The organism is uncultured Eubacterium sp. (genome assembly GCF_934295145.1).
In the GTDB taxonomy this organism is placed as follows: domain Bacteria; phylum Bacillota; class Clostridia; order Lachnospirales; family Lachnospiraceae; genus Eubacterium_I.
The window spans coordinates 25,721-45,078 of the sequence record NZ_CAKRAS010000023.1; the positions used below are offsets into that span (position 1 = coordinate 25,721).

The 19,358-nt window shown below is 42.4% G+C and carries 13 protein-coding genes; 1 reads left to right on the forward strand and 12 read right to left on the reverse strand.

The features are described from left to right. Positions 1-215 precede the first annotated feature (215 nt). From Q0I54_RS06265 to feoB, 6 genes are all read right to left on the reverse strand, one after another. Positions 216-1,343: a J domain-containing protein gene (locus Q0I54_RS06265; protein ID WP_296117340.1), complete on the reverse strand. Its 1,128-nt coding sequence runs from the start codon at positions 1,341-1,343 to the stop codon at positions 216-218. 41 nt (positions 1,344-1,384) lie between these two features. Continuing rightward, complete coding sequence (locus Q0I54_RS06270) at positions 1,385-3,127, reverse strand: Hsp70 family protein (protein ID WP_296117341.1); 1,743 nt, start codon at positions 3,125-3,127, stop codon at positions 1,385-1,387. 32 nt (positions 3,128-3,159) lie between these two features. Beyond that, positions 3,160-3,780 carry a flavodoxin family protein gene (locus Q0I54_RS06275; RefSeq protein WP_296117343.1) on the reverse strand — a complete coding sequence of 207 codons (621 nt, stop codon included), beginning with the start codon at positions 3,778-3,780 and terminating at the stop codon, positions 3,160-3,162. 108 nt (positions 3,781-3,888) lie between these two features. Then, positions 3,889-7,086, reverse strand: coding sequence for an SMC family ATPase (locus Q0I54_RS06280; protein WP_296117345.1), 3,198 nt, complete (start codon positions 7,084-7,086; stop codon positions 3,889-3,891). Beyond that, a complete protein-coding gene (locus Q0I54_RS06285) occupies positions 7,083-8,231 on the reverse strand; it encodes an exonuclease SbcCD subunit D (RefSeq protein WP_296117346.1) in 1,149 nt (382 codons plus the stop codon). The genes Q0I54_RS06280 and Q0I54_RS06285 overlap by 4 nt, the downstream gene beginning before the upstream one ends. Before the next feature lie 352 nt (positions 8,232-8,583). Beyond that, positions 8,584-10,929, reverse strand: a complete 2,346-nt coding sequence (gene feoB, locus Q0I54_RS06290; protein WP_296117348.1) for a ferrous iron transport protein B — start codon at positions 10,927-10,929, stop codon at positions 8,584-8,586. A 165-nt stretch (positions 10,930-11,094) separates the two neighbouring features. Here feoB and Q0I54_RS06295 point away from each other — a divergent pair, with 165 nt between their 5' ends. After that, complete coding sequence (locus Q0I54_RS06295) at positions 11,095-12,000, forward strand: LysR family transcriptional regulator (RefSeq protein ID WP_296117350.1); 906 nt, start codon at positions 11,095-11,097, stop codon at positions 11,998-12,000. 108 nt (positions 12,001-12,108) lie between these two features. On the opposite strand, the gene Q0I54_RS06300 is transcribed toward Q0I54_RS06295, so the two are convergent. The 6 genes from Q0I54_RS06300 to Q0I54_RS06325 form a co-directional block, all read right to left on the reverse strand. Next, positions 12,109-13,566 (reverse strand): FAD-dependent oxidoreductase, encoded by a 1,458-nt coding sequence (locus tag Q0I54_RS06300; RefSeq protein WP_296117351.1) that lies wholly within the window; start codon positions 13,564-13,566, stop codon positions 12,109-12,111. 9 nt (positions 13,567-13,575) lie between these two features. Further along, positions 13,576-14,874, reverse strand: a complete 1,299-nt coding sequence (locus Q0I54_RS06305) for an SLC13 family permease (protein WP_296117352.1) — start codon at positions 14,872-14,874, stop codon at positions 13,576-13,578. Between the two features lie 33 nt (positions 14,875-14,907). Beyond that, positions 14,908-15,723 carry a nuclear transport factor 2 family protein gene (locus tag Q0I54_RS06310; protein ID WP_296117353.1) on the reverse strand — a complete coding sequence of 272 codons (816 nt, stop codon included), beginning with the start codon at positions 15,721-15,723 and terminating at the stop codon, positions 14,908-14,910. 217 nt (positions 15,724-15,940) lie between these two features. Continuing rightward, positions 15,941-17,932 carry an FAD-dependent oxidoreductase gene (locus Q0I54_RS06315; protein ID WP_296117354.1) on the reverse strand — a complete coding sequence of 664 codons (1,992 nt, stop codon included), beginning with the start codon at positions 17,930-17,932 and terminating at the stop codon, positions 15,941-15,943. A 111-nt stretch (positions 17,933-18,043) separates the two neighbouring features. Continuing rightward, positions 18,044-18,913 (reverse strand): LysR family transcriptional regulator, encoded by an 870-nt coding sequence (locus Q0I54_RS06320; protein WP_296117355.1) that lies wholly within the window; start codon positions 18,911-18,913, stop codon positions 18,044-18,046. An 18-nt stretch (positions 18,914-18,931) separates the two neighbouring features. After that, entirely contained in the window at positions 18,932-19,246 is a 315-nt protein-coding gene (locus Q0I54_RS06325) for an MGMT family protein (RefSeq protein WP_296117356.1), read from the reverse strand. Positions 19,247-19,358: the final 112 nt, after the last annotated feature.

Sequence of the window (19,358 nt, forward strand, 5' to 3'; positions counted from 1 at the left end):
TGATTCCTTATGTTCCTTTTGGACCGTACCTCCTATTCTTAAATTATGAAATCTTTCTTCTTATTTCATTGGACTGTACCTCTGTTTCTTAGTTCTTTTGTTGAGATTATAGTAACGCATCTCCAGCATTTTGTCAATACTTTTCTGTTATTTTTATATAATCGTTTTTAATTGTCAGTCTTTTCACCTTTCTCAGTAAAAAGACTGACTTCTCTCTATCTCCGAGATAACCTTCTGATCTTCTTAATAATTGCTGCAATTCCGATACCGATCAGCCAGATGATGCCCATTAAACACAGAAAAACAGAAAGTAATGTTCCCGTACCGGTCCCCATCATCGGTGCATAAAAATCTCCCATCAATATGACAAACTGTGAAATTGTCAATAACAATGACACAATGGTCTGCGCAAACAGGCTGGAATGATTCTTATACAATTGCCGATATAAAATAAATATCAACGCAATAACAATGACAACCACAAACAGGAAACCAAAAAGATTTCCCGCAGCGGTTCCCGGATCTGCAGATCTTGTACCGGCCCGGATACCTGCGATTACCGCAACCGGAAGTACCCCCTGCCAGAACCCGACTTTCTTTTTCTTCATGCCACGTTTGTCATCTAATACATAATAAAGCTTCGCCGCTTCCTCATACATCTCGTTCGGATCCAGTCCACGGAAACGATAATATTCAATAATATGATCATAAATCATCGGTTTGAGATGACTATCTGTCAACATATCCGCAAAATATGCCATAAATGCAGGCTGCTTCAACGCGGTCTGATACTCCGGCTTTTGGAAAAACTGCTGAAACATCTTAAATTTGTCACAATATGGCGGTTTTAACAACATTTCCATTTCTACAAGTGCTTTCTGGATCAGCAAAATCAGGCGCTGTTCGTCCTTGCGCTCGTTTTTTTCAATTACTTCATCAAAATCGTACTGCGGTACAGACTCCTGCTGTGCTTCCCCTTCCGACGGATCTGCACGATTTTCTTCTGTATTATACTCCTTTGAAGATTCCATATCATAGGTTTCATTCTGAACTTCCGGTTCTGCACGTTCTTCTAAAACATCCTGATTCCGGCTTTCTTCCGACTCTTCCATTGAAACCTCTTCTGTTGCATTCTTCTGCTCCGATTCCTGATTTTGACTATCCGCTCTGCGTCCGCGATTCCGTCTGCGCAACGTCATATACGCCTCATGAATTCGCTGAAACTCTTCCGGATGCTCTTCCGGATGGTACTGTTTTGATAAAGCTGCATAAGCTTCTTTTATCTCTTCCTGCGAACTTCCTCGTTTGATATGTAAAATCTCATACGCTTCTGATTCATACATCTCACTGCCTCCTCCAAAAGTGTCTGTTTGCTCTATATTTCTTATTCTTCGCCTTCATCATTATCATCGTTGTCATCCTTCCACTCCGGGAAATCCAGTTTTCCCTCAAATGGATCATAGCTCTCCAACGACGCGATCATTCGTTCCAGATATTCCCGATATTTCCGAATCCTCCGTGGATCCTGCAGTGCCAAAACACCTTCAAACTGCTGAATATGATACATGAGCATTTCCCGGGTCTCTGGCAAAGTTTCTTCGTAAAGTGCCTGCAATTGCTCCAGAATCAGTTGATTCTCCGTCAGGTTTTTTGGATGTACCTTTAACTTTTCCAGCTGTTTCATCCTTTTTTCCAGTTCTTTTTCATCCATGTTCTGGGACAGTACTTTCGTCACACTTTTTCCAGTAGAAACAACCGTTACTTCAACCTCTAAAATACCGTTAATATCGTAAGTGAAACGGACATCCACGGATTCCTCGCCTCTTTTTTTCTTTGGAACCAGTGTTGTGATCACACCAAGCTGCACATTGTCCTCCGCATAAGGTTCTTCTCCCTGCAAAATATCAATTTTCACTTCCTTCTGATAATCCGAAGCCGTGGAAAAACGATGAATTCTGGAACACGGAAGAATCGTGTTACGCTCGATGATAGCACTCATGTACGGATGATTCGAATCTGCTTCATTATGAACACTGGTCCCCAGTGTAAATGGACAAATATCTGTCAAAATATAATCCCGCACTTCATCTTTCCGTTCCATCACGCCGCACACCAGCCCCAGTCCCCGAGCAATCAGCTGATCACTGAATCCGGTAACCAGCGGTGTCTGATCAAAAAGCTGTTCCATATAAGACTGCACCAGTGGCATTTTACCGGATCCACCCGCCAGGATCACTGCATCAATATCCTCCAGATCCACACGGCTGTCCCGCAGCGCATGCCGCAGCACTGTCTGAATCCGCTTCCATACAGCAGAACTTTCCCGCATTACCCGCTCATTTGTGTATACGCTCTGATATGTCTGACCGCCAAGCACCGCTGTCATCTTTGCTTCCCGCTCTGTGGACAAAGCAATCTTGCATTTCTCCGCCTGCCGCAATAAAATGGCATACTCCGTGCCACTCAAACTACTTTTCTGTAACTGATGTTCTTGCAGAAATCCCTCTGCAATAGCCTCGTTGAAATCATCACCACCCAGATGATTGTCTCCGGATACCGCCAGGATTTCTACCATAGTGTCAAAACAATCCACAACAGAAACATCCAGCGTACCCCCGCCGAAATCAAATACCAGAAACAGCTGCTCATTCTGTGTATCAAAATAAGATGCCAGTGCAGCCGCACTCGGCTCATTTACGATTCTTCTTACGTTCACTCCTGCCAATGCACCAGCCCGTTTTGTCGCCACGCGCTGTTTATCATGAAAATATGCTGGAACCGAAATAATCACATCCTTAATTTCTTCTCCAAGATATGCTTTTGCATCCTCCACAATCGCATTGACAATAAATCCCGATAGTTCTTCCGGCAGGAAACTTTTCCCACCAAGCACATATTTCCGATCCGTTCCCATATCCTTTTTAAAAGAAGATGCTGTATCCTTTGGATGTGTGATCAGACGCTCCTTTGCGATCTGTCCGGTCAAAACACTGCCATCTTCGGTCACACTCACAACACTCGGTGTCAAAAATGATCCAAACCGGTTCGGGATCAACTCTACCTTTCCATTTCGATACACAGCACCTAATGAATTTGTCGTTCCAAGATCAATTCCTAATATAGCCATTTTTCTATCCACCGTTGTATTTACTCTCTCTGCTATCTGATAAAGTTTGTCTTATAATCGCGCTCGGTCTGTGGCAAAGCCACACCTGCTGCCTTGCCAGCTTCAAAACATTTCAGCATCCACGCCATATTTCTGGCAAGATTTCGCATAGTCTGCAGACCTTCTGCATCTTCTTCTGCTTCTCCCGGAACTGCTCCGTGTACCTGATTCCAGTAAGTAGAACCAACCACCGGCATCTGACAAATGCCAAAATATTTGTTCATCGCATCAAAAGATGCTGTCGTACCACCACGGCGCGCTACCGCCACAGATGCACCCGGCTTAAATGAAAACGATGCTCCACTGCTGTAAAATGCGCGATCCAGAAATGACATGATCCGTCCGCTTGGATGTGCATAATACACTGGTGTACCAAACACAAACCCGTCTGATTCTTTTGCTTTTGCGATAAACTCATTTACCTTGTCATTGTCAAAAACGCAGCCTTTTTCTGAACATTGATTACATCCAATACAGTCACGCACCGGCTCACCACCAATCTGGAAGATTTCATATTCAATTCCTTCTTTTTCCAGCTGTTTTCCTACTTCCAGTAAAGATCTGTATGTATTTCCATTGGTTTTTGCACTGCCATTTAACATTAAAACTTTCATGTTCTGTTCCTCCTGTTTCTTAAAATCATACCGATATTCCTGTTATTTGTAAAGCGGACATTCGCAATCCGCTTTCGCTACTTGCTCATGGACGCAGTGATTTTATATTCAGCTGATTTGCCAGCGCACATTACTTCCGTTTTCATCCTTATTTACAATAAGCTGATCGTCAATCTCCTGCTTTAATTCCGTCACATGAGAAATGATACCAATCAACTTGCTTCCACCTGCCATCTCCTGTAGCACACGCACGGCCTGGTTTCTGGAATGTTCATCCAAGGAACCAAATCCCTCATCGATAAACATCACGTCCAAATGAATTGCAGCGGAGCTTTCCTGAATCTGATCAGCCATGCCAAGCGCCAGTGATAATGCTGCCATAAAGGATTCTCCACCGGATAAGGTACGAACTTCCCGCACCTTTCCGGTTACAGCAGAATATACCATCAGATCAAGACCATGGTTTCGTCCCTCCCCGGCTTTCTCCAGATCATACATTCGCAGTTCAAACTGTCCAGCAGACATTTCCAGAAAACGCCGGTTTGCCGCATACAGAATTTTCTCCAGATATTGCCGTTGCACAAAGGTTTCCAGATCCATTCGGGAACCGCTGACGTTGCCTGCCAGCCGGTTGTACAGCTCATTGATTCGCTGATGCTGCGCCAGAATCTGCGCACGGCTTTCCATTTTGGGCTTCAAAATATCATAGGTTGCACAATCCGTCCGTGTATACTGATTCCATTGTTCCTGCTTATTTCTCAGGTTCTGTAGCTGATTTTCTGTTTCTTCACGCTTCTGACTGATTGCTTCCATATCTGGTTTGTCCTGCTCCCCAATCTGCTCTTTTGCTGAAGTATAAATGCCCTGCGTCCGCGCCAGTTTTTCTTTGTAGATATTGATTTTCTGTTGAAATGTTTCTGCATCTTTTGCCGTATAAGTCTGTGTCAGTTCCTGCCATTCTTCTTCCGCCAGATCACGTTCTGTCAACAATTCTGCGTATTCTGTCTGGCGCTGCTGCCGCGCTTCCACAAGCTTCGGGAGTTCCTCCCGATAGCGATTTTCCAGCGCCTGCACCTTATCCAGCGTCTGTCTTGCCCGCTCCGTCAGCTTCGCTGCCTTCGCATAGACTTCCTCCGCTTGCATCTTGGCTGCATTTACGCTTTCTAACTCATGCTCCGCCTCTTCTTTCGATGTAAAAGTAAGCGAACCGGTAAGATTTTTTAATACCGCACGGCTGCTCTCAAGCTCTGTCTGTACATTTTGCTGATATTTCTTTGCTTTCTGTAATGCTTCTTCCAGCTGCACTTTTTCAGTTTCTGCATTCTGCAACTGATTTTGCACTTTTTTCAACAACTTTACATCTGCAAGCAGTTGTTTTCCTTCTAATTCAAGTTCTTTTTGACTACCTTCTACAACCGCCTCTGCCAAAGCAAATTCCATCGTTTCCGGAATTTCTTTTAAGCTGTTCTTCATATGTCCGAACAACTTTTCAACCGCATTTTCTGCAATCTGCTCTTTCTCATCTGCCAGCGCACCTGCGGCATGCGCTTTCGACGCACAAGCCTCCTGCTCTGCCTGCAGTTTCTCGATTTTCAGGCTCATCTCATCCAGTTTTTCCCGGGTGATCTCACTGTGCTCCTCCGCAAGTTCGCAGGGAGCTGGATGCTCCACAGAACCACACACCGGACATGGCTGCCCCGGTTTTAACTGTTCCTTTGCAATCAGCCCCGCCTGCATGTTGAAAAAAATCTGACGCATGTTTTCGTATCTGCCATGTGCTTCCTGATAGCTCTTGCTGGCTTCTGAAAACGCTTTCTGCTCAGCTTCTACCACTTTCTTTTGTTTTCCCAATTCCTCATGCAGTTTCTTTGCTTCTTTTACTTCCTCTGCCAACGCTTCTGCTTCTTTTTTCTGATTTTCCCAGTAAGCCAGCTTCGTCGGTGCATCTTTTTTTGCTTCCTCCTGCGCTTTCCACTGCTGAATCCGAGTCTCTAATTGTTTCTGCTTTTCTTCTGCCTCTTTTGCTGCCTGTTCTGCTGATTTCTGCTCCGCTTCTTTTTTCTGTATCTGCGCCGTCACATCTGCAACCTTCTGGAACGTCTCAAGTGCTTGATTGACACGCTCTGCCACACGATTGTATGCCGCATTCTGCTTCTGCTGTTTTGCTCCGGCTGTTTTTTCCTGTTTCACAGTTTCCTGTACATTTTTCAATAATTCCGGCATCTGCTGCTCACAGTTTTGGAGCTCTTTTTCGGTATTTTCGATCAATTGCATGCTATCCTGCAAACGCTTAAAACCACTCTGAATCTCATAGGCACTGCGAATCTGCCCGGTCAACACTTCCTTTTTTTTTATCTGCTCCGCTTGCTCTTTGCACTCATCCAGAACTGTATTTGCCTGCTCCAGCTGCTGATACGCCTGCAAAAGCTGCTCTGCTTTCGCAAATTTCTCCTGCGTCTGGTTTCTTTCCAGCTCTGCTGCCTGAACCTGCACTTTTATCTCCTGCTGCTTTTCCTGCAAATATGCGCACAAATGCTCCAATTCTTCCAGCAGCTTCTCCATATCGGTCACAAGAAACCGTTCCGAACGGATCACTTTTTCCTTGAGTTCCCGCACAATGTCCGCACGCTGATACGGTTCCGGTATTTCGATATGTCCGGCTTCGGTCTGGCACTCGGTGCGGATCACCGCGATTTCCTGCTGTTTTTCCTTGCGGCGTTGTCCCAATTCTTCCACAATTTTCTGATATGGTTCTGTATTGAACAGCTTTCGGAAAATGACCTTTTTCTCGTCGGATTTTGCCCGCAGCAATTCCATAAATTCCCCTTGGGCAATCATGGCAACCTGCATAAACTGCCCCTTGGTCAGCCCCAGAATCTCCACCAGTTTCTCATCCGTTTCCTTTTTATTCTGGGAAAATTCCGTCTGATCCGGCAAAATCAGGGATACTGTCTCTTTTTCTTCTTTCGTTCCGGTTCCGCGTTTCAACGGACGGATATGCCGCGGGGTTCTACGCACCGTATAAACCTGTCGGTTGGCGCCATCTCCTTCTGAAAATGTCAACTCCACGACAGGATCTAAATCCGGCTTTGCATACTGACTCTGCAATTCATTTCCGCTTTTTTTATTTGCACCGGAACTCGCTTCTCCATACAAAGCAAATACGATTGCATCAAAAATCGTCGTCTTTCCCGCACCGGTATCGCCTGTGATCAGAAACAGATTCTGCTCCGGCTTTTCAAAATCAATGGTTCCCGGTTTTACATAGGAGCCAAACGCCTGCATCGTTAATTTCAACGGTTTCATTCCGCAACACCTCCCGTAAATACCGTGTTCACCACATCCTGTAAAATTTCTTTTTCCTCGTCTGTAGCATCACCAAGAAACGAACAGCAGATGTCAAATGGATCGATTTTTTCCTGTGCTTTCCATGCCGCTGCATAATCCCGCTGCGTCAGCATTTCCCGACGGATTTCTAACAAATATGGAAATGCCGCTCGAATCCGATCCTGCGTATCAAAATCCGGCTGATCTGTCAATGTCACAGATATATAGTCTTCACAGGACTGCGCCAATACTTCCTCTGTACTTCCTTTCAAAACTTTAATCTGTCGTAACGGTTTTAACGGGAGTACCCGTGTCTGCACCTTACCTTTTTCTCCAAGTTCTACCTCGATCACGCCTTTTTCCTGTCCTGCCTCACTGACAGAACAAGCCAATGGTGTTCCACAATAACGGTAATATTCACTTCCCACCTTCATTGGTTTATGAATGTGTCCCAACGCCGCGTAATCAAACACCTGCAATACTTCCGCAGACACTTCATCAATATTTCCCACAGTATGAATTTCCGAATCCATACGCTCGATTTCATCTGCATCTTTTCCAACCGGCAGATAAAACTGATGACTGACAAACACATTTCGCTCTGACCCATCGATGTCTTCCCGCGCGATCAGGCGTCGGATTGTCTCATCGTAAGACAGATTATTTCCCTTTTCATCTGTTCCCGTAATTTGTTTTACCATGGAAGGTTTCACAAACGGCAACAGATAAAAATTTACCGATCCGTATGCATCCTGCAATATAATTTTTTCCATCCATTCCTCCGGGCGAACCGGTGGCAGACCGATCATATGAAGATTCTGCCGCGCCAGCACATTTCGATAACAGTTTACACGGATGGCGCTGTCATGGTTGCCGCTAATCATCATGATCACAAGATCCGGCAATTTTTCCGTCAGTTCAGAAATAAATCCATCTAATACTTCCATGGCTTCTGCTGACGGAACCGCCTTGTCGTAAATATCTCCGGCGATCACCAGTGCATCCGGCTGTTCCTTCACTGCAAGCTCCGTAATCTGATGCAAAATATATTCCTGATCTTCCCGCAGATCACGGTTGATCAGTTTTAATCCGATGTGAAGATCCGATAAATGAAAAAACTTCATATGATGCCTGTCCTTTACTTATTATTTTGATTTTTCTCATACGATACTACATGTGCAGACTTTTCTGTCCGCACGTTTATATTTCATTATATGATTTGGGTGTCAAAACACCCAAATCTTGATTACACGGATTGTTCCGTGCTTTGCACTCCCACAATCCTTCCCTGTAATCATTATATCAAACATATGTTTTACAGACAATAATGAGAAGTGGCAGAATAACGTTTGCCGCCTCAGCTAACTGATATGCTTTCTGAGAAAAACGTTATTCTGCCACTTCTACTACGTTACGTTAAACCACCTGCTACCTCTACAAATTAATCCACGCCTGCTTCATTTTTTCCATCTTAACTTACACTATTCCAACAAATAATCCGATCAAATGCACAATCAGTGCCGCAATCCATGCAATGACACACTGCCAGATGACTACACCAACCGCCCATTTTGCACCAAGTTCCCGCTTAATGGATGCGATAGCTGCCACACACGGTGTATATAACAGACTGAACACCAGAATAGATGCTGCCGTCAGAGAAGAAATCATTGTTCCGATACTTCCGCCAAACAGTACTTCCATCGTTGATACAACGCTTTCTTTTGCAATAAATCCGCTGATCAGGGAGGTACAGATTCTCCAGTCACCCATACCAAGTGGACGGAAAATCGGCACCAGAATACCAGATATTGCAGCAAGGATACTGTCTGCGGAATCCGCAACCATATTCATATGCAGATCAAAGCTCTGCAGGAACCAAACCACGATTGTTGCGATAAAAATAACCGAAAATGCACGTTGCAGGAAATCTTTGGCTTTTTCCCACAAAAGCTGTGCCACATTTTTTGCTCCCGGTAAACGGTAATTTGGCAACTCCATAACAAACGGAACCGGTTCACCTTTAAATAAAGTTCCTTTATAAAGAAACGCTATTAAAATTCCGACACCGATGCCAAGCAAATATAATCCTGCCATGATAAAGCCACCACGTTTTGGGAAAAATGCACTGACAAAAAATGAATAAATTGGCAGTTTTGCCGTACAACTCATAAACGGTGTCAGTAAAATGGTCATCTTCCGGTCACGCTCACTGGTCAGGGTTCGTGTTGCCATAACAGCCGGAACGGTACATCCAAATCCAATCAGCATTGGTACAATGCTTCGGCCGGAAAGTCCGATTTTTCGCAGCAATTTGTCCATGACAAATGCCACTCTGGCAATATAACCACTATCTTCCATCAAAGATAGGAAGAAAAATAACGTTACAATGATCGGCAGGAAACTTAATACACTTCCCACACCGATAAAGATTCCGTCAATGACAAGGCTGTGCATTGCACCATTGACGTGAGTGGCCGTCATTGCAGCATCCACAAGGCCCGACAGTTTATCAATTCCTATTTCCAGTAATGTCTGAAGGCCGGCTCCTATCACGTTAAAGGTCAGATAAAATACAAGCACCATAATTCCGATGAAACACGGAATAGCCGTATATTTTCCAGTCAGGATCCGGTCAATTTTTTCACTTCGGATCCGCTCTTTGCTCTCCTTTGGCTTTACAACGGTCTGCTCGCACAGACGCTCAATAAAGTCAAAACGCATATCTGCAATGGCTGCACTTCGATCAATTCCACGTTCTGTTTCCATCTGCTGTACAATATGCTCCAGCATTTCCCGCTCATTCTGATCCAATTTCAGCTGTTCCAGAATCAGCGGATCTCCCTCAATTGCTTTGGTTGCCGCAAATCGTACAGGAATATCTGCTGTCTGCGCATGATCCTCAATCAGATGAATCACCGCATGAATACAGCGATGGACAGATCCGTCATGATCACTTTTATCACAAAAATCCTGTCGCAATGGGCGTTCCTGATATTTTGCAATATGCAGTGCATGGGTAATCAATTCATCTACGCCCTGATTTTTAGCTGCAGAAATCGGAATCACCGGAACGCCAAGCAGTGCTTCCATTCCATTGACATCAATAGATCCCTGATTGCCAATTACTTCGTCCATCATATTCAATGCCACAACCATTGGGATATCCATCTCAAGCAGCTGCATCGTCAGATACAGATTTCGCTCAATATTTGTCGCATCCAGAATGTTAATAATCGCCTTCGGCTTTTCATCAAGGACAAAATTTCGTGATACAATTTCCTCACTGCTATACGGAGACATGGAATAAATACCCGGAAGATCCGTCACATCTGTCTCCGGGTGTCCCTTGATGGAACCATCTTTTCGGTCAACGGTAACACCCGGGAAATTTCCCACATGCTGGTTAGAACCCGTTAGCTGATTAAATAATGTTGTCTTTCCGCAGTTCTGATTTCCTACTAACGCATAGGTCAATGTTGTACCTTCCGGCAGTGGATTTTCATCTTTTTTCGAATGAAACTTTCCCGTCTCACCGATTCCCGGATGTTTGGAACCCAGTTCCTTTACTGTGCGCTTATGTTCATTGCTTCGTTTTCCGATCGGATCAATTTCAATCTGATCCGCTTCCGCCAGACGCAGTGTCAGTTCATAGCCGTGAATCTGTAGTTCCATCGGATCTCCCATCGGCGCAAGCTTTACCACCGTCACTTCCGCTCCCGGTATCATTCCCATATCTAAAAAATGCTGACGCAGGGCACCTTCGCCACCTACTGTTTTGATCACCGCACTTTTTCCAATTTCCAATTCTTTTAATGTCATAATGTCTTATTTTCCTCTTATGTTATATTAAATAGCTGTCAGTAATTGAGAAACTTTTCTCATTATAGCATTTTTCTCACAGAATGGAAGTCTCTTTCTTTTTATTGTAAATTATCTTTATTCAAGATATAATGAAAGAAGTCTTAATAAAGGATAACTATGATCATGGATATACAAAAATTGAACGCTTTCCTCTGCGTTGCCAAACATCAAAATTTCACAAAAGCATCTGAGGAACTTTTTATCAGTCAACCTGCACTCAGTAAAAAGATTTCCGATTTTGAGAAAGAATTAGGTGTTAAACTGCTTGAACGTAACAATCGTCTCGTCAATCTGACTCCGGCAGGGAAAACTTTATTTTATGAGGCTCCGACCATTCTGGATGCCCTTGATGGATTAACCAAAAAAGTACAACACATTGGTTCCCATCCAGAAAAGCACCTGCATATCGCATGTTCCGGTGTAGAGTATGCACGTTTCGATCAGATTTTACAGGATTTTCGGGCAGAATATCCCGATATCAAACTGACGCTTGGCTGGCATAACGCTCCTGTAATACGGCAAATGCTATTTTCCAACTTAATAGATCTGACCTTTCAACTTCACATGGAAGTAGAACAGGAACCCGCTATGGACTATATCCCGTTTTATCGTGATGAACTTGCTTTTATTGTCAGCCCATCTCATCCACTTGCTGATTATCCGGCTCTGACATTAGAAGACATGCAGGATGAAACTTATATTGGAATCAAAGGTACCGATATACACTTACCTTATAACGAAACACTTTCCTTTCTCACGGAAAATAATTTTCATCCAAAAGGTGGTTTTTTAATCGCCGATTCTGTAGAAACATTAGTCTTACAGGTTGGTGCCGGTATAGGAATCTCTCATTTAATGGCACAGACAAAACGACGCTTTGGCAATCTTGTAAAATACATTCCAATGAAGGGTGCAACCCGTACCCTGCAGACCGATCTCGTCTGGAACAAATCGAACACAAACCCTGCCATCAAAATTTTTGTAGACTTTGTAAAGCAGAAAAATCTGTCAGAAAATTTTCTTACATAAACCAGATATTACAGCAATATAAAAAGGAGCATCACATCTTTTCTATCAAATGTGATACTCCTCTTTTTGTGGGGTGATTTATACTTATTTACTTAGATAATTCTGTTGCTACTTAGTTTCTGCAAATGCAATCTTTCCTGCATTCTGACCCGAGTATAAGGTAAAACTCATTTCAGATCCAGGGTTTCCATAGAAATTACCAAGCCATCCACTCGCTACAACTCCAGCCGCATATAATCCCGGAATTGGTTCATCGTCATTGTTCAATACATGGAAGGATTCATCAATCTGTACACCGCCAATAAATGTATCAACACCACTCGGACCGGCAACTGCATAAAATGGAGGTTTGCGAATTGCCATTAGATAATATGGATCTTTCATAAATCTGGAATCATGTCCGGCATCGCAGGCTGCATTATACTTTTCTATCGTATTACGCAACGTGTCTTTATCACATCCGATCCATTCTGCGATCTCGTCAAAGTCATTTGCAATTTTTGCTCTTCCGGCTTCCTGCTCATGTATAAAACCTTCATCCAGTTTGTCAATCCACTCAAAAGGATATTTGTCACGACGATTGAAACGTCTTTCCATATAGCCCATTTCAACTTTGTTTTGCTTATACATATCCAAAATATCGGAATCAATAATCGCATAGCAGGTTTTTCCCGGCTGACGGTCAATTGATATACTCTGATACCAGCTATGACTATCCGTATACAAAGACTCGTCTACAAAACGTTTGCCATTTCGATTTACTTTTATTGCATATGGCCGTCTCGGTACCACGCCTACAGCCTCGCTAGCTCCCGGGAAATGATTGTGAGGTCCGATATAAAGTGTTGATAATTTTCCAATCTGTGCCCCGATTTCCTCTGCCATCAACAGACCGTCTCCTGTATTATGCGGAACTTTTGCCATAATACGAACTTTTTTATACTTATCTGTTCCAAAAAAACGTTGGATCAGATTATCATTTGCTGAAATTGAACCCGTCGCAAGAATGGTAGCTTTCGCATGTACAAAAAATTCTCCTTCTGCATTTTCAGCTTTCACACCTGTTACTTTACCATCTTCTACAATCAAATGTTTTGCCCTTGTCTCCGTCAGGATTGGAACGCCTAATTCATCACATCTTTTCTGTAATGCCAGCCACATATTTTTTCCGGTTTCTGAGTCCGCTGTTACATGATGTGTTTTCCGGAGTTTTCCTCTGTTTCCTGTCACTTCCAGAATTTCAGAAAATTCTACGCCGAGTTCTTCCAGCCAACTGATATTGTCCCCAATATGATCATACCAGTCTCTCACCAGAATGCTATTACAATCCCAGTTATAAATAGCCATAACTTCTTTATACATTTCCTCTACCGAATAATCCAATCCTGCTTCTTTTTGTAAATGTGTTCCTATGCCCATAATACCACCGGCCATTTTTGTACATCCACCTGTACTGCCCATTTTTTCCAGAACCAGTACATTTGCACCTGCCTCTGTCGCACGGATTGCAGCCGACAGACCGGCTCCCGATCCACCTACAATACAAATATCTACATTATATTCCATTTCTGCTCCTTATCCTACTAATGGAGTTGCTGTAATCAGACCAAGCACAACGATCAGACACAGACTGTAAATCCATAACATTAAAAATACTTTATTTTTACGCTCTTTTTTTACAAATGACAGATTCATGGATCCACCGGAAGAAATCGGTGCAATACCTGCCAAAATAGCACCTGTCATAATGCAGGAGAACAGTTTTGTCGCTGTCAATCCTGTTGCTGCGGAAATTCCTGCTACTGCCGGGAAGAACAGTGGGAATACGACAGCTGTAGAATCTGATACAAGACTTACCAGACCGGAAATAATTGTAATTACCGGTGCGATCAGAGATGTATTGGAAATACCGCTGATCAGTCCGGACAGATATTCGCCAAGTCCCATTGCGCTGCAAACAGCTACTAATGTTGCACAGCCGCCTACCAGAATAATTGTACTCCACGGAACCTGCTCTTTTAATACAGTCTTCTCATCTCCAAGTTTTAACAATACTGCTAAGACAATTCCAATAGAATATACCATCAGTACATCCATGCCGTTTTTCAAAATTCCAAATAGTGCAACCTGAGGTGCAACGAGATTTAAGATCATTGGAATTACAAATAATAATACACAAAATACAATTAAAATAAGGTTTTTCTTAATCTGTGGTGTTGGTGCTCCCGGACGCTGAACATCTCCGGATACTTTCATTTTGTAACCACCGAAAATAAAGTACACTGCAATAAAGCAAATTACACTTACGATTACGAAATTAAGCCAGATTCTTGGTAAGAGCGTTGCTCCCTGACCTTCAAATCCAAACATATCAAACAGACCTTTTGCAATGATTCCAATAGAACCAATTGGAGAAGTACATCCAGCTCCCAGAGCAAGTGAATGGCCTGTCAATACAACCATTTCAGAAATGCCGGACTGATAACAGATTTCAATAAATACCGGAACAAGGAATACTGTTACAGCACCCGGATTAATACCAATTGCCATCATTCCAAAATCTACTAAGAAAAAGATGATCGGAAGTAATGCCGGACACTTTCTTGCAGAGTATATTGCCCAGTCTGCCATATACTTGGCTGTTCCTGTGACAGTAGCAAAACCATAGAAAAATGTTACAATTATCATCTGTAAAACAACTGAAATCGGCCAGTGCATATAAATCTCAGATGGTCTCATATGAAATATAAAGATTCCAAGAAAACTTGCTGCGATCAATGCAAGCACACCTATATTTGTATTAAATTTCTGTCCTATTACAATACAAATTGCAAGTGCAATGATTGTAATGATACATATTGTTAACCCTGACATACTCATTCTCCTTTTTTTGTACGTTTTCCGCCGTTACCACATACGATTTTCAATATCGTATTCGGTTTTTCCAACCACATCTTCAAAATCTCTGAATGCCCAGTCTGCATCTTTTTCGTCCCATGTATCATATGGTTTTGGATAACGCGGAACCGGAACCTTTCGCTCTGTCTGTTTATATGGCTGATGGAATTTCATTGGTTTATGAAATGGCATATCCACATTATCTTTACGCTTCTGATAACTTGCTTTATCTGCCACAGCCGCTGTATCATCCACCCAGCTTTTATAATAGTCGCATCTCATATCTCTGAACCATTTCAGATGCCAAATTTTCCATTCCCCATTGATTTTAATGAAATCAGCACTGTATTTTCCCCAACACCAGTATGCTTCCATTTTTGCCTTTTCCGGAATATAACACTCTGGCGGAACATGTGAATGATCTTCATAATATGTTTCTAATCCAGGTGACATAAACACTGCTTTTGCTGTTTTTCCATCTTTTGCAACTTCAATGATCGGTGTTGTAATACAATGCATAAAAAATGCACCTTTTGCAAATCTTGCGGAACCAAGGATTTTCAAAAATACCGTTTCAATACCTTCACGTCCGACAAATACTCCGGAATCCCCAACATCCATGCTTACATCCGGCATATCAAGTGCAAATACATTTAATTTTTCTGGAAACAGAATTGGATAATGTAAATATTCATACTGACACATCACATTCTGAATTTCCTGAACATCTTTCAGACGCTGTAACTCTTGTTTATCCGCTTTCTGAATTTCTAATTCCTGCTTTAAATCCTCAATCTGTTCCTGCAATTGTTCTAATATAGCCATTTTACCTCTCCTTTACCTTCTTAACCCATTATACACTACTTGCGGCCACAAGTTTTTATATGTCTATTGTACGGATCAACCCGGGTAATGTAAAATACCATAAAAATATCGCATTATAATTTTTTTGTATGATCAGCTTGTTACAAAAAAGATGCATATCTGTCTTATTTACAATAAAACAGACATGCATCCTGTATTTTTACTACATATATTTCTTCTAAATATGATTTGCCACTTCAAAAGCATCCCAAATGCCATACATGATATTGCTTACATTCTTCGCATCACCTAACAGATAAATTTCCGGAATATCAAATTGAAGTTCTTCATATAATCTATTTTCTGACTGATATCCAACGGATAAGATTACACTGTCACACTGCAGGGTCTGCTCCGCACCATTCTGCTCCACAGTGAGTATACCATTGGTGTAGCCTTTCACTTTCCCATTTAATAATTCTTTTACTCCATGGAATGGCAGCAATCGCAGTAACATATCATGATTTGCATGACATAACGGACCATTTACTGCCATCAACTGACCCAGAGCCTCGACGATGGTTACATTCTTCCCATGCTGTGCCAACCAAAGTGCGGTTTCACATCCGACCAGTCCTCCGCCAACTACAACAGTTGTATCTCCACAGTCTTTTTCCTTCATCAGTACTTCTGCTGCAGTATATACTTTTTCATCATCTCCCAGAGAAAAACGTTTTGGTATGGATCCGGTTGCGATGATCACAGTATCATACTGCTGCCCTAACACATCTTCTTTCTTCACCTCTGTGCCATAATGTATCGGCACTCCAAGGATTTCCATCTGATGTGTATACCATTTTGCAAGTTCCAGATCATCCTCTTTAAATTCCGGTGCTCCACCTGGAAGCAGATTTCCGCCAAGTACCGGATCTTTTTCAAAAATCTCCGGCTTATGACCACGAATTGCAAGTACCCTTGCAGCTTCACATCCAGCCACACCACCACCGATAATCATAACTTTTTTCGGTTTTAAAATTGGTTCATATGCTGTCACCCGTTCTCTGGCAGCCTGCGGATTTACGGCACAATTGATCATGGAATATTCCTGTACACGTCCCATACAGCCTTCCTGACAGGAAATACATGGGCGGATTTCCACAACTCTGCCGGCACGAAGTTTATTGACATAATCAGGATCTGCCAATAGTGGTCTGCCAAGGCTCACCATATCACATTCATTATTTTTAACAGCCTCTACTGCCATGTCCGGATTATCCATTCTTCCAGCACACAACACAGGAACATCCACAACTTCTTTCACCATTTTACAATACGGACGATACAGCCCTTTTTCCATATACATTGGCGGATGATTCCACCACCATGCATCATAAGTTCCAACATCCGTATCCAGTGCATCATAACCATAAGAAACAAGTAATTTTGCAGCTTCCAGTCCTTCTTCAATATCACGGCCTTTTTCTTCAAAAGATTCTCCCGGAAGCGCACCCTCTCTCCAGTCTTTGATCATACTCTTTACACTGAAACGAAGTACAACCGGAAAATCATCGCCACAGCGACGCTTGATTTCTTCCACAACCTCTTTCGCAAAACGCAGCCGATTTTCCAAACTGCCGCCATATTCATCCGTTCTCTGATTAAACATGGAAATTGCAAACTGATCCAGCAGGTATCCTTCATGAACAGCATGGATTTCCACACCGTCAAAACCGCCTCGTTTTGCATTATAAGCTCCATCTCCAAAAGATTTCACAATACTGCGGATTTCTTCTTTCGTTAATGGGCGACAGACTTTATCCAGCCATCGGTGTGGTATCGCAGATGGTGCCACCGGTGGAAATTCGCCAAGATTCGTCGGTATCGTCACGCGTCCAAAGCCTGCTGACATCATCAGAAACACCTTGCTTCCATAGGCATGTATGCGTTCTGTCATTTCCTTACTTGTTCTGATAAAGTGCACCGGATTATAAGTTGAATTCGGACAGTTTGGCATACTCTGCGTCTCTACTTCACAATCCGAAAAAGTAACTCCGGTAATGATCAGACCTGTACCGCCTTTTGCACGTTCTGTATAATAATCGATTCCTCTCTGATTAAAGCCGCCCTGCGCATCAGCCAGCCCAAGCGGTCCCATCGGAGCCAGCGCAAACCGGTTTTTTATGGTTACAGAACCGACACGCACCGGCTGATATAATTCTCTGTATTTCATGTCTGCTTCCTTCCTTCTGCCTTTTTTATTCTGCATTTATTATAAATTGACAAAAGGGATTCTGCATAGCAACAATCTGTTGAGAACTAACAACTGATTGTTTCATTGACGCTATTCTCTGTTTAAATATTCATGAAATAGCTTTACTGCACTGTAATCTTTCATAGAAGTCTTATAGCAACTGTACACTTCCCATTTAATCTTCTCATCAAACGGAACTGCATGCAAATGTTCCATCTGAAATTCATTTTTAACAAATTCCGGTACTACAGCAAGTCCGAATCCTTCCCTGCATAATTTATATTGTGAACTGACATCCGATGTCTTTGCTATAATCTGTGGGAAAAATCCCCTTGCCTTACATGCATCAACCAGATTGTGAAAAATATGAAACTTTTCATTCAACAAAATGATTTTTTCGTTTTTTAACTGCTCCAGACAAATACTTTTTTCCTGATACAATTCATGCCCGGCATAAACCAGCAACACTAAATTTGTTTCATACTGTTTCTTTACAGTCACCGTAGCTTCATTCCACGAACCTACTACAAATCCATATTCTATTTCAGATTTTATCAGTTTATCTCGAACTACTTCATTCTCGTATTCCGCCCATTCCACTTGTATATCCGGATAACACTCCATAAACTCTTTCAAAACAGAAAACGGAAGTAAGTTAAGAATTCCATTTGCACATCCAATACGCAGCGTTTTCTGCCCCAATCCATTGTGTTGCATTGCTCTTTTTATCTCATCATATTCCAAAATCAATCGCTGTGCCTTTTCATTCAAAATATGTGCGCTCTCTGTCGCATGCACTCCGTTTTTCGTTCTTTCAAACAAAATTGTATCCAATTCCTGTTCCAGATTTTTAATATTCTTACTCAATCCCTGCGGTGTAATAAATAATTTTTTTGCCGCCTGACTGATACTATTTTCCTGATATACAGTCAGAAAACTTTTTAAATCTTTCTCATTCATTTTCTTTGCCCCGATCTTTCAGCAATCCCACTGATATTTCTTCATATCCACGCATCCATTTTCTTTGAATGTCACGCCTTCATCTTCTAAAAGGAAACGCTGTTCCCTCCATCCCGGTGCTGTCCGTCCCATATGATTTACCACTCGATGACAGGGAAATTCACCATAATACTCCGCATGGGAAAGCACCCGTGCCACCAATCTGGAATTTTTCTCTCTGCCGATCAAACGGGCAATCTGACCATAAGTAGCCACATTTCCTTCCGGTATTTCCTCTACCACAGATAATATCTCGTATGCAAGATCATCATCTAATACTTTCTCTGCTTTCATATCACAATCCGCTCCTCGTTATATCACCTTTCTCTACTACTACAATATATTTATGGTTAATATCCCTTACAGCCAGTAAGGAATTATCCATCTTGTTGCTTAAGCTGTTAGA

Bases quoted from the DNA above. Each gene is read 5' to 3' on its own strand.
- Q0I54_RS06325 (WP_296117356.1), bottom strand. From the start codon at position 19,246: ATGAAAGCAGAGAAAGTATTAGATGATGATCTTGCATACGAGATATTA.
- Q0I54_RS06310 (WP_296117353.1), bottom strand. From the start codon at position 15,723: ATGGCTATATTAGAACAATTGCAGGAACAGATTGAGGATTTAAAGCAG.
- Q0I54_RS06320 (WP_296117355.1), bottom strand. From the start codon at position 18,913: ATGAATGAGAAAGATTTAAAAAGTTTTCTGACTGTATATCAGGAAAAT.
- feoB (WP_296117348.1), bottom strand. From the start codon at position 10,929: ATGACATTAAAAGAATTGGAAATTGGAAAAAGTGCGGTGATCAAAACA.
- Q0I54_RS06295 (WP_296117350.1), top strand. From the start codon at position 11,095: ATGGATATACAAAAATTGAACGCTTTCCTCTGCGTTGCCAAACATCAA.
- Q0I54_RS06280 (WP_296117345.1), bottom strand. From the start codon at position 7,086: ATGAAACCGTTGAAATTAACGATGCAGGCGTTTGGCTCCTATGTAAAA.
- Q0I54_RS06300 (WP_296117351.1), bottom strand. From the start codon at position 13,566: ATGGAATATAATGTAGATATTTGTATTGTAGGTGGATCGGGAGCCGGT.
- Q0I54_RS06305 (WP_296117352.1), bottom strand. From the start codon at position 14,874: ATGTCAGGGTTAACAATATGTATCATTACAATCATTGCACTTGCAATT.
- Q0I54_RS06270 (WP_296117341.1), bottom strand. From the start codon at position 3,127: ATGGCTATATTAGGAATTGATCTTGGAACGACAAATTCATTAGGTGCT.
- Q0I54_RS06265 (WP_296117340.1), bottom strand. From the start codon at position 1,343: ATGTATGAATCAGAAGCGTATGAGATTTTACATATCAAACGAGGAAGT.
- Q0I54_RS06315 (WP_296117354.1), bottom strand. From the start codon at position 17,932: ATGAAATACAGAGAATTATATCAGCCGGTGCGTGTCGGTTCTGTAACC.
- Q0I54_RS06275 (WP_296117343.1), bottom strand. From the start codon at position 3,780: ATGAAAGTTTTAATGTTAAATGGCAGTGCAAAAACCAATGGAAATACA.
- Q0I54_RS06285 (WP_296117346.1), bottom strand. From the start codon at position 8,231: ATGAAGTTTTTTCATTTATCGGATCTTCACATCGGATTAAAACTGATC.